The 11,818-nt window shown below is 48.1% G+C and carries 11 protein-coding genes; 4 read left to right on the top strand and 7 right to left on the bottom strand.

Annotated features, from left to right (window positions below; all coding sequences use genetic code 11):
• Nucleotides 1–540: 540 nt before the first annotated feature.
• Nucleotides 541–1,716 (top strand): hypothetical protein, encoded by a 1,176-nt coding sequence (locus V7723_RS08285; protein ID WP_335683986.1) that lies wholly within the window; start codon nucleotides 541–543, stop codon nucleotides 1,714–1,716.
• A gap of 7 nt (nucleotides 1,717–1,723) precedes the next feature.
• On the opposite strand, the gene V7723_RS08280 is transcribed toward V7723_RS08285, so the two are convergent.
• The 5 genes from V7723_RS08280 to V7723_RS08260 form a co-directional block, all read right to left on the bottom strand.
• On the bottom strand, nucleotides 1,724–2,887 hold the full coding sequence (locus tag V7723_RS08280) for a tyrosine-type recombinase/integrase (RefSeq protein ID WP_335683985.1): 1,164 nt from the start codon (nucleotides 2,885–2,887) through the stop codon (nucleotides 1,724–1,726).
• Between the two features lie 415 nt (nucleotides 2,888–3,302).
• Nucleotides 3,303–3,701 (bottom strand): MAPEG family protein, encoded by a 399-nt coding sequence (locus tag V7723_RS08275; RefSeq protein ID WP_335683984.1) that lies wholly within the window; start codon nucleotides 3,699–3,701, stop codon nucleotides 3,303–3,305.
• A gap of 49 nt (nucleotides 3,702–3,750) precedes the next feature.
• A complete protein-coding gene (locus tag V7723_RS08270; protein ID WP_335683983.1) occupies nucleotides 3,751–4,344 on the bottom strand; it encodes a TetR/AcrR family transcriptional regulator in 594 nt (197 codons plus the stop codon).
• Between the two features lie 149 nt (nucleotides 4,345–4,493).
• On the bottom strand, nucleotides 4,494–5,627 hold the full coding sequence (locus V7723_RS08265; RefSeq protein WP_335683982.1) for an iron-containing alcohol dehydrogenase: 1,134 nt from the start codon (nucleotides 5,625–5,627) through the stop codon (nucleotides 4,494–4,496).
• A gap of 63 nt (nucleotides 5,628–5,690) precedes the next feature.
• On the bottom strand, nucleotides 5,691–6,899 hold the full coding sequence (locus tag V7723_RS08260) for a cytochrome P450 (RefSeq protein WP_335683981.1): 1,209 nt from the start codon (nucleotides 6,897–6,899) through the stop codon (nucleotides 5,691–5,693).
• 196 nt (nucleotides 6,900–7,095) lie between these two features.
• Between V7723_RS08260 and V7723_RS08255 the strand changes: the two genes are divergently transcribed.
• Entirely contained in the window at nucleotides 7,096–8,712 is a 1,617-nt protein-coding gene (locus tag V7723_RS08255) for an AMP-binding protein (protein ID WP_335683980.1), read from the top strand.
• A 2-nt stretch (nucleotides 8,713–8,714) separates the two neighbouring features.
• Here the strand turns inward: V7723_RS08255 and gltS are convergent, their stop codons facing one another.
• Nucleotides 8,715–9,914, bottom strand: a complete 1,200-nt coding sequence (gene gltS / locus V7723_RS08250) for a sodium/glutamate symporter (protein ID WP_335683979.1) — start codon at nucleotides 9,912–9,914, stop codon at nucleotides 8,715–8,717.
• A gap of 337 nt (nucleotides 9,915–10,251) precedes the next feature.
• Here gltS and V7723_RS08245 point away from each other — a divergent pair, with 337 nt between their 5' ends.
• The gene (locus V7723_RS08245) at nucleotides 10,252–10,794 is read left to right on the top strand and encodes a DUF2975 domain-containing protein (protein ID WP_335683978.1); all 543 of its coding nucleotides are present in this window, start codon (nucleotides 10,252–10,254) and stop codon (nucleotides 10,792–10,794) included.
• Between the two features lie 11 nt (nucleotides 10,795–10,805).
• Nucleotides 10,806–11,015, top strand: a complete 210-nt coding sequence (locus V7723_RS08240) for a helix-turn-helix domain-containing protein (RefSeq protein WP_335683977.1) — start codon at nucleotides 10,806–10,808, stop codon at nucleotides 11,013–11,015.
• A 48-nt stretch (nucleotides 11,016–11,063) separates the two neighbouring features.
• On the opposite strand, the gene V7723_RS08235 is transcribed toward V7723_RS08240, so the two are convergent.
• Nucleotides 11,064–11,813, bottom strand: a complete 750-nt coding sequence (locus tag V7723_RS08235; RefSeq protein WP_335683976.1) for a proteasome-type protease — start codon at nucleotides 11,811–11,813, stop codon at nucleotides 11,064–11,066.
• Between the last annotated feature and the right edge of the window lie 5 nt (nucleotides 11,814–11,818).

Below are 11,818 nucleotides of genomic sequence, written 5' to 3'. Positions count from 1 at the left end.
ATCTTTAAAATGGACATTGAGTTGTTTCATCAATCCCGGGGCCTTGTTCGCTTGAGAGAACATTCCTCGATATTTTTTTGCTCTTTCAGGATTGGAGAAGGCAACATGGGCTTGTGCAAGATGCGTCGCTTGCTTCCAAATTTCTGTTAGATCCATTATCAAATGCTATCTTTTTAGTTGGGGCTTTTTTCAACGCGGACCCTAACGGATTAAATCCTGAAAAGAAACTCTCAGAGTCATCTAGCGTCGCAAAACCCTAAGGGTAAAATGTAGAAGTTTCCCTAACAGTATTGCAGACCAGATAAAACTAGAGATTATCAGTTTCATCTAGGAGCTTTCCCTAGGGGCTATACTAGAAAACCTACCCATTTTCTAACCGCAGCGTCGGTTTGGTTCCTCGTAACGGCCAATATCGAATGATAGTCTTATACGTAAATACCACAATGTGGTTTATTAAATTATTAATTCATTCAATTATATGGTGGGCTGAATAATGTCGTTAAACTATTCTTATGACACGACTGAGAAGCGGAGATCGACTTGGCAATACTGAATTTTATTCGAAGGGTGTATCAAGATCCGGTTGGCAAAGTATTTTTGTTCATATTAGCTATCTGGGGAACATATTCACTATGGCATCTATACAAAGAGTTTTCCGCGCAAACGCCGATGGTGCACGTGATCGCAGAGTTTGATGTGCAAGGAGAATATGTAAAAATTGACAAAAAAATCCGTTGCTACCCAGAAGGGCAAAGTGGTGAATTACTCCAGCAAGACTTCTCATTATATTTTAAATTCTGGAAAAGTGGGCCAAGATTTTATGGGGATAGAAGAATGCTTGGAGCCCATCTAAAAGATGGTCGAGCATTGTTGATTTATACACCGATTAATGCTTGCCGCGACATCTGGATCTCCCTGCAGAGAAATGACATTAAAGATAATTACGTCTCAGAAAATTTCGTTCCGAGTACTGCACTTGTCTACAATTTCGACAAGCCTTCCGTAATCAAATATTTTTCTTCCAAGACAGCGTATCTAAGTGAGACTGCAGAGGTGAAACCAATTTCGTACGTTGTTAAGCAAGCTCCGAAATGGAGTATGTGGGATTTTCCCGACGAATTTAATTGGGTTTCTAGAAGCAATGGTAATCCCCGATACTACAGATTCGAGTCTCTGGAATTTATGTCCGTTCAAGCTTTCGAAGAAAAAACAGAGATCGCTCTCGCGGAATTTGGACAAGAGGCGCCCATAATGCTCAAAGATATACCGGGTTATGAGCATCCAAACAATATGTGGTCGGCGCTTCCGCATACCATTACGAATGTGCTAGCGGGCCGTTCTTCTGTAGTGAGCGAAAAAACCCCCGGCGCAATAGGAGTTGAATATTCCGTAGATAATTATTACCCGCTGGCAATTGAGAACGGTATTTTTAGGCCTGAATTCTCTCAGAGAGGCGCAAGAATTTATTATAAATTAGAAAAAGAAGATCTAAAGAAAAGTTTCAAAGATCAAGGAATGACCTTGTTCTCTTCATTGGCTCAACATCACATTAGTTGGCCGGATCAAATTGAAATTGATCAAACTCTTTTGGATATTATTTTTTATAAGAGCGAAAAATATGACTCTGAAAGCGAGAATAGGTCGACTTATTTTTATTGGCCGAAAACAAACAAAGTTTACAAGGTGAAAGTTTCGCTCAGAACACTCTTCTATTAATGACTATCTATGCCGAACCATTTCCGAGCAATCTCGCTAACTCGGTTGAAACTCTCTCAGCTGCATTCTGCATGGGATCATCTGCCAGATGGGCATAGCGGGCCGTCGTCTGCACTTGATTATGTCCAAGCAGCTTTCCAATCATCGGCAAGCTTTCACCCAGTCCAACGGCACTAGAAGCAAATGAATGACGTAAATCATGGATACGGACATCGTCTAGCTTTCCGGCCTTGCGTATCCGTCTCCATGGCTTTTGCATATCCGTAAGATGTGTGCGCGGCGAACGTCCCGTAATGACGTATGGATTGCCCTCCAGCCGTTCAATGCCCGATAAGGTTTCTAACGCTGCCGGACCCAAATAAATTCGCTTGGCGCCGCTCTTGGAGTCTGGGAGCCATGCAGAATTGCCTTTGATATATTCCCATTTGAGGGTTTGTATTTCGCCAAGGCGACAGCCGGTCAGGATCAATAAGCGAATACCATTAATGGCCGATTGAGATTCCACGCCCTCGGCTTCCAGATCAATCAGGGTCTGCCCAAGTCGAGATAGCTCTTCCGGGCTTAAATATCGTTCTCGTTTTTTCTCTTCATACTTTTTTACATGGCGACACGGGTTAGAACCATCGGATCTGAATCCCCATACCTCCGCCTGATTAAACATCACGGACAGAACGCCCAATGTCCGGTTGGCTTGATAGGGCTTGTCCCGGTGCCTGTGATGAAGGTTTGCAATATGTGAGCGCTGTATTTCTTCGACCTGCACCAATCCAAAAGCGGGATTGATGAAAAGGTCTACGCAGCGCTTGTACTCTTTGGCTGTACTTTCCTTGCAATGGGAAGGGACATAATCAGAAAGAAAACGCGTGCACAAGCCGCCGACAGTCGGCGCGCCCATTTTACGTAATCTTTCCTCAGATGGATTGCCGCCTCTTGTCACGGAGGAGAGTAACGCCCGTGCTTCCGTCTTAGCTTCTTCTGCCGTCACCGTCCCATAACGGCCAAGGCTCTTGCGCCGTGTCCGCCGTCCGCTATCGCGGTATTGTATCAAAAAGCTTTTCCGACCCGTGGGCATGACACGTACGCCAAAACCGGGGAGATCATCATCCCAGACAAAATACTCTTTTTCTTCTACTTTAAGCGTATCTAGAGTACGCTTACTCAATCGTGGCATAGCTTCTTTCTCCATATTTGGAAGCATAATGGAAGCAAGTGACAGCGAAATGCAAGGTATTTGTGAGAAAAGAAGAGTAGGAAATTAAAAATTTTATCAATTAAATCAGTATTATATAGGACAATATGTGACATATGAGTATGTGGGGATACTGTAGGTAAACTAACTCATAACCTGAAGGTCGTAGGTTCAAATCCTACCCCCGCAACCAAGCTAAATAAAAAAATTAGTAGACTATGTTAGCAAGATACTTTGTACGACTTTGCTATCGAGTAATAAATCATCGCGGGTACCTAGCAGCCAAAGTAAATCAATCTCCAGCCAACAAATATGAGTATCCAACAGCGATCCAAATTGATCAATTTCTATCATTATGGTCCTAAGTGGTGACCATGAGCCATCATACTGTAAGCCTTCACATCGTCGCTGACGTTAGAATAGCGTAAATGAGGTAAAGGGTTGATAGGGTGCACATCAGAAAAGCGGGAACTCGGATAAACGGAATGCCCGTATAGTAGAGAACGGCGAAGGCGGCTCTGCCGATCACCAGCAACAATGCAGCCAATTCAGCACCATTTCCTTGCAACCCCGTTATTGCTCCCGCAGCAAGAACCGGAACCACATAGGCTGCAGATTCAATTTGATTTTGGTAGGTGCGTTGGATGCGAAGCGCCAAGGCAGAACGTTCAACAGAAGCACGATTTGCCGAAAAACCGTAGCCAAACCCTTGAGTGGCGTATGTAAAGAATATTTCGTTGCCCAGAAGAAGCAAGGTAAGTAGCCCGTATAGAGAGAGGGCAAAAATAAGAGACATAGATGTGATCCTTTGTATACTAACCGGTTGGTTATATGAATATCAAATTTTAGATTGTTATATATCGAGCAGCCCGTTCACCTGCTTTTAGAATAACGTCAGCATTCTGGTTTAGTTTTGAGGTTACGAGACAGGCGTTCATATTATCTTGCAGATCACCCGCTAACTCATCTGTTGTGCCTGATGCCCTTAGAGTTCCGTCGGCCCGAAGATCTTCAATAATTTGTCTATAGTACGCCGCGAAACGTTTAAACGCGGCCCGAACCGCCTCCCGAACCTGATCGTTGGTCGTTGAGAGCTCGACGCCGATGTTTACCATAGGGCACCCACGCAGCAGATTTTCTTGCTGATATAACGCCAAATGAGATTCATAAATTCGTTGATAAATTCCACGCAATCTGTCCAATGGATCTTTGTCCGCTTCAAATGCACCTTTAAAGACATAATCGATTGTCCTATCAGCCGCGCGTTCAACAGCTGCAATGGCTAACTCTTCTTTAGACCCAAAATGTTGGTAGACCGTCGCTTTGTTTACGCCGGCGACCCTGCTGAGATCGTTCATGTTCGTGGCGTGGTAGCTCGTCTTCCAGAAAAGATCGATTGCCGTATCTATGATTTGTAATCGAGTGTCTTGTTTGCTCATGAAAAGAGATATAACCAACCGGGTGGTTATAGTCAATATATTGGTAGCTCACATTCGCGTTACCAAAATTTTTGCGAACGGTACTCGTCTTATGACTATACCCTTGGTGGCAAGCAGATGGCTTTTATGAAGACGCAAGAGAAGAAAGATCAGCTCCCAATCGCCTCCGCAAACATCACATGATATTCCTCGACCGTTGGTATCTTCGGATTACTGAAGTGGCAGGCATCGGTCATGCAATGATCAGAAAGGTCCGCGATCATCTCGTGGGTGACGCCCATCTCGCCAAGATTAGCTGGCAAGTTGATAGAGTGATTAAATTCCTCAATCCAGGCGGCAATATCGGCCCCTTCGGCCAGCCCCATGGCGCGTCGCAGGCGGACATACTTATCGCCAACATGATCCGCGTTAAAGCGCAGGACGGTTGGCAATAACACCGCGTTTAAAGTGCCATGATGCAGACGTAATGTCTCGTCGGCGCCGACCGCATGGCTCATGGAATGCACGGCGCCCAATCCCTTGGCAAAGGCCATGGCTCCCTCACTCGCGGCCATCATCATATTCCAGCGGGCCTCTTTGTCCTGTCCATCATCGACGGCGCGTTTGAGATAAGTCACGACCCGTTCCAAGCCATCGAGGCCGATGGCGGCTGCGGGCGGATTAATAATCGGCGTCAAATACGCCTCAATACAATGAGCCATAGCATCCATACCCGTCGCTGCCGTCAGTTGCTTAGGTAACCCAAGCGTTAGATCCGGATCACAAATTGCCATTTTTGGAATGAGGTTAGGTGAGACGATGACAGTTTTTTTGCCTTCTTCGGTGATAATGACCAATCCGCCGCCAACTTCACTGCCCGTCCCGGCGGTTGTCGGCATGGCGATGATGGGGGGTGCCGCACCTATTTTGTCCCGACCGCCGTTGATCGCTGAATAGTTATCGATGGGGCCTTCATGGGTGATCGATAACGACACCGCCTTGCCCAGATCGATGGAAGATCCCCCGCCAAGGGCTATCACACCATCACAGTCATTTTCCCGATAGAGCCGTGCGGCATCTTTAACGGCCCGTTCCGTTGGATTGCCCGGTGTTTCATCATAAACGGTGAGGGTCACATCGTTGGGGACAACTCCCCGGACCGTATCGAAAATACCGCAATCGATTATACCTTTGTCTGTGCAGATGAGCGGGCGGGAGATATTGTTGCGCCGCAAGGCGTCTCCCAGCTGTTTGATGGCGCCAAAATCGATTTCCATGAGCGTCGGGTAGGTGATGGTTGCCATGTTGTTTTGTCTCCTTTTTGTTATTGTTCAGCCGACAAGAAAGTTTGCTGATTTCCGCTCTTTTTAGGTAGTTATTTTAACAAGTAATGAATTGAAGCCACGAATGAAGTTCGAATAAAGGCGATCCGTCGGCCCGACAACTTCGACATTGATATCCCGTGCCAGTAACTCTTCCCAAAGGACCTGTATCTGCAGGGCTGCTAGCCGGTCGCCGATGCACCGATGGATACCCACGCCGAAAGAAAGATGGCGCCGGGCGTTCTCTCGCTCGATATTAAAAACTTCCGGTGCCTCGAACTTTTCTTCGTCGCGATTTGCCGAAATATACCACATCACCACTTTATCTCCGGCCGCGATCGCTTGGCCGTTTAGCTCTGTATCGGCAAGCGCGGTCCGACGCATATGAATGACCGGCGTTTGATAACGGATAATTTCCTGAACCATATTGGGGATCAAAGTGCGGTCGGCTTTGACCTTTTCCAATTCTTCTGGATTCTCCTTCAAGGCCAGAAGGCCACCCGTCATCGAATTGCGGGTCGTATCGTTCCCTCCCACAATGAGTAAAAACAGCGTGCCAATAAATTCTTCGCGGTCCATGTTCGCGGTCGCTGGGTTGTTCGCCAGCATGGTGATCAGATCAAAGTTTTCACCGCCGATCCGTTGTTGCCAAAGTGGCGCGAAAGCATCCGCCATTCGCTCCAGTTCCGCGTATCGCGCGTCTTCTGTTGTTACCGGTGCATTCTCAGCAAGTAAATTAGCGGTGGCAACATCAGACCAGTGAATGAGCTGTCGCCGTTGATCCTGCGGGAAATCGAACATGCTGGCCAGCATCATGCCGGTAAGCTCCGTGGACACCAGATCGGCCCAATCAAACACTTCTCCGCGGGGCAGGGCCTCGAGCACGGCAACAGTCCGTTCCCGGATAAGTTCGGAAAATTTTTCCAGGCTTGATCGGTTTGTCATCGGCGTTACTGATTTTCGTCGGCCCGTATGTTCTGGCGGATCCATGGACACAAAACTCGGTCGGTTCAGGTTAGGCGCGATATTATTAATCTGAATACCGCCTAAATCCGCGCGGTTGGAAAAGACCTTGCTGTTAAGCTCAGCTTCTTCGATGAACTGATAATTCGACACACTCCAGTAGGGTCCATAGGCGCTGTCTTTACAATAATGTACAGGGGCTTCTTGCCGCAGCCGTGCGAACGCTGAGCGCCAGGCATCACCGTGGTAAAGGGCGGGATCGCTGACATTGAGATCGGTTAGATCTGACATCGAGATATCTTGTGACTTTCCTCCAGCCATCTTTTTCCCTTCCCGCTAAGCCAATCGGTTTACTACCTTATGCGAACAGGCGTTCTCGTCAAGTGAGACAATAATGCTATTTTTAACTAATCAGATATTGCCTTCTGGAAATTCAACGGCGACAATCCAGATAACAAATAAAAAGTAAAGTTTGGGGAGTTGCTATATGTACGATTTTCAGTTGTCTCAATCCTATATTCCGGCGCAAGAAGATGATGTCGTTCTGGATACAACTGTTGGCGGGGTGCTGCGTGAGACAGTTGGCCGGACGCCGGATGCTGAAGCGTTGGTGGAAGTCAATATGGAGGGGCAGACGGCTCGGCGTTGGACATACCGGGAATTGCTGGCGGAAAGTGAACGTCTCGCCCACGCGCTCGCGTCCCGGTTCAAGCCCGGTGAGCGCATAACGGTTTGGTCCCCAAATATTCCGGAATGGGTTTTGATGGAGTATGCCTGCGCTTTGGCAGGCCTCGTCCTGGTAACCGCTAATCCAGCCTACCAGCCAAAAGAACTGGAATATGTCCTCAAGCAATCGGGCTCAGTAGCTCTGTTCTCGGTAAAGAGTTATCGCGGCAATCCCATGGCTGACATTGCGTTGGAGGCAACGAAGGATCTGTCCGCAATTCGTGAGATGGTGGATATGGAGGATCCGGCGGCGCTGTTTCGGATGGACAATGAAACGGCCACGTTACCGCACGTGCATCCCGACGATGCCGCGCAAATACAATATACGTCAGGCACCACAGGTTTTCCCAAAGGGGCCGTACTTGCCCATCGTGGCCTGACCAATAACGCCCGTTACTTTGTCCGCCGGGCCCGGACAGGGCCGGACGCTAGTTGGTTGAATTTTATGCCGATGTTCCATACCAGCGGCTGCGGTATGATGACATTGGGTTCCGTGCAGGTTGGTTGTCGGATGTTGATTGTAAAAGTATTCGACCCCATCGCTGTTCTGGATTTGATTGAGGCGGAAAAAATCTCGGCTTTTCTGGGTGTGCCGACGATGTTGGTCGGAATGTTGGAGGCGTTAGAAAATCATAAACGGGATACTTCTTCGCTGACGGTAGTCATCTCCGGTGGATCCATGGTGGCACCGGAGCTTGTGCGCAATGTATGTGACGCCTTTGGCTGCGATTTTGAAACGGTTTATGGTCAAACGGAAACCTATCCCCTCCTCAGCCAGCATCACCATACCGACACGATCGAGGATATCTGCACGACCATCGGCCAGCCCATGCCGCAAACGGAAACCTCTATTCGCAGCGTCGAGGACAACAAGGTGGTTCCGATTGATACGGTGGGCGAGATTTGCGTGCGCGGTTATTGTACGATGATTGGCTATCACGAAAATGAAGCCGCGACCTCAGAAACAATTGATGCGGAGGGTTGGCTGCATACGGGGGATCTGGGCGCCATGGACAGTCGCGGATATCTGCGTATCACCGGCCGGGTGAAGGAAATGATTATTCGCGGTGGGGAGAACTTGTTCCCGGCGGAAATCGAGAATGTGTTGCTAGAACATCCGATGGTGGCGGAAATCGCTGTGGTTGGTATTCCGGATCCAAAATGGGGCGAAATTGTTGCTTGCTTTGTCCGGCCAGAGCCAGGGGCGACGGCGGATCACCTGGAGCTGCGCCGCTACTGCCGTGAACATATGGCACCACAGAAAACACCGGCAATCTGGTGCTTCGTCAAGGATTTCCCGCTGACCGGATCGGGTAAGATCCAGAAGTTCGTGCTACGTGATCAATATGTGGCCGGCGAGCATGACGGCTTAAACTGAGCCTATTGCATAAAGGGTAGGCTCAGGAAGAACTTGATGACGAAGGCATTGGCAATATCAAGAAAGAAAGCGCCGACCAGCGGAATGATCAGGAAGGCTTTGGTCGATGGGCCGTATTTACTGGTCACCGCATTCATATTGGCAATCCCGACCGGGGTCGCCCCCATGCCGAGACCGGCAAACCCGGCCGCCATGACACTGGCGTCATAATCGCTGCCGGCTAAGCGAAAAACAATAAAGACAGTAAACAGGGTGATCACGGCCATCTGCGCAAAAATAACGATCAGAATTGTCGAGAAGGCGCCGGCTAAAATCCACAATTGCATGCTCATCAAGCTCATGGAGAGGAATAACTGCAAGCTGATTTCCTCCGTCTTCTGACGGGCTACGGGATCGAGCCGGATTTTCAAAACATCGGCAGAATTGGTGATGATAATACCGACGGCCATGGCGGTCAGAAAACCGGGAAGTTCAAACCCTTTCTCCGACAAGAAAATATTTACAAGATCCCCTGCTTGAACACAGATCGCCAATGCCATGGCCATACCGAGCGTGGAAGAAATGGAAGGAAGGATTTGTTGAGCTGGTTGCTGGTTTTCCGCCTCTGCATTTTCAGTCTGCTCAGCGGTGTGTTGTAATTTGTGGCGGCGGATCAGCCATTCGGCAATGGGGCCGCCCATAATCCCGCCGGCTATGAGCCCGAAAGTGGCAAAGGCAATCCCGGCTTCCTTTGCCCCGGGTAAACCTGCCGTCAGGGAGGAATCAGACCAGGCGATTGCTGTCCCGTATCCTCCGGCCAGTGAAATGCTGCCGGCAAAAAGGCCATAGCCCAAGTTGTCTCCAAACAGAAACGCCATGGATATACCGACGGTATTTTGCAAGATCAGGAGGGCAAAGGCGGCAAGGACAAGTAACATCAGTGGCTTGCCGCCAGAGATCAGTGTCTTGAACTTTGCCGATAGCCCAATGGTGGAGAAGAAAACAAGAAGAAGCAGATCGCGGAGATCCAGATCAAACTCGACAGTGATATCCAAAAGGTAAAAGAGCAGCGTTGTGATGAGGCTACATAGAATACCACCGGTAACCGAAACCGGGATATTATAGCGTGCAAGTATCGGCACGAGGCGATTGACGGCGGTTCCCAAAAACCAGACTGCAACGGCAATCGTGATAACGCTGGCACCCTCAATAAATATGGTCATCGATCTTTACGGTTGCATTGAGGCTGGAGCGAAAACTGCGCCAACTCCTCAGCATCCCCTTTATCAAAGAAAATTCGGGAAGTGGGAAGAAGACTTGTTTCAAAATATCTCCTCATCCCGTGTAAATCAGGTTGCACTAAGTACCATCAGCTCCGATCCGATAGCACGACAGGATATCAAATGTCGTCGATCTGATAAACCTGTAAATCGGCGAGCATCCACAAAACTCATTTTGCCATCAATTGAATAAATTATCGTAAAACGATAATAATTTATTGAATAGCGATCAATTATATCTTATGTTCCGAGTTAAGCCAGACCTAGGAGAGTTGTCACCATGCGGAATTTCTCGAAAATAAAGACGTTGAGTAACTGGATTTATTGGGCACTATCTATATGCATTGTTATTATCCCCGTTTACTATCTATCGTTTTGGTTCCTCATAAACAATACCGATTTCCCGTTAGAGGCCATCACGACAGGCACGACATCAATCGCCCCCCGGTCACTTCCAACAGAAATACTGGCAGCTGGTTATTTTTCAAGCATATTTCCGTTGACTGTTCTGGTTTGCGTCCTTCTTAGTTTGAGGAAGATATTTTTATTGTATAAAAGCGGGATCGTTTTTTCGTTTGAGCATGTGGTCCTGTTTAAGAAAACCGCAAAGTTACTGGTTTTTTGGGTTCTTTTGTCCGTCGCGTATGAATCCGTTAAAAGCGTTCTTTTTTCGCTGGAGAATCCTCCGGGAGAAAGAGTTTTAAGTGTAGAATTTGGCTCAGATGAGTTAACAGTGATTCTGGTCGCCGCGTTTGTCTATGTCATTGCATGGGTTATGGACGAAGGCCGGGTATTGGCTGAAGAAAATAAAATGACAATATAATCGAGCTCGATATGGCAATTAAAATCAATCTCGACCTTGTGTTGGTCCGAAGACAAATGAAATCTAACGAATTGGCTCGGTTGGTCGGCATTACCGAGCAAAATCTATCAATATTAAAAAGAGGAAAGGCAAAAGCAATTCGGATTAGCACCCTGGAGGCGATTTGCAGGCATTTAGAATGTCAGCCCGGAGACATTCTGGAATACACTGATAGCGAATAATGTAGCTGGCCGATTGCTCGACTTGGCCGGCCCGAAAAAAGCTGCTGGCTACTCAGCCTCTCCTTTATCAAAGGTAAATTCCGGGAGCGAGAGAAAGGTCTGCTTCAAGGCATCACCCCATCCCGTGGAAATCAAATTGTAATAGTCGTCATCGGCTTCGATCCGATGACTATGCAGGATATCAAGGTCGTCGGTCTGATACACCTGTAAATCGAGAGGGAGCCCAACGGACATATTGGCCTTCAAGGTGGAATCAAAGGAGACCAGCATCAATTTGGTGGCATCTTCAAAACTCATCTCGCTGTCGAATACCCTAATCAGGATTGGACGCCCATATTTGGTTTCGCCGATTTGAAAAAATGGCGTCTCGGCGGAGGCTTCTACGAAATTACCTTCCGGATAAATCATGAACAGGCGCGGCGGTGCGCCTTTAATCTGGCCGCCCAGGATTATGGTTGCATTGAAAGCAGAGTCTGCTGTTTCCCCGACCCCGGCGTTTGTCTGGATTTCCTCTCGGATGGTTTCACCCACCAAGCGGGCCACCTGAAACATGGAAGGGGCCTCAAAAATTGAGGGGCTGCGCTCAGACGGGGCCTTTGTCCGTTCGTCAAGAATGCTGACAATGGCTTGCGTAGTGGCAAGGTTGCCCGCCGTCAACATGGTAATGACCCGATCACCGGGTTTGGACCAGGTATGCATTTTCTTGAAAGTCGAGATATTGTCGATACCGGCATTGGTGCGGGTATCTGACATAAAGACGAGCCCTTTTTTCAGGAGCACTCCGATACAATACGTCATGGGTT

The sequence above is a fragment of the Sneathiella sp. genome (genome assembly GCF_036960985.1).
Classification (GTDB): domain Bacteria; phylum Pseudomonadota; class Alphaproteobacteria; order Sneathiellales; family Sneathiellaceae; genus Sneathiella.
Note: the sequence above shows the minus strand (reverse complement) of the source record. Positions and strands in the feature narration are given on the sequence as shown.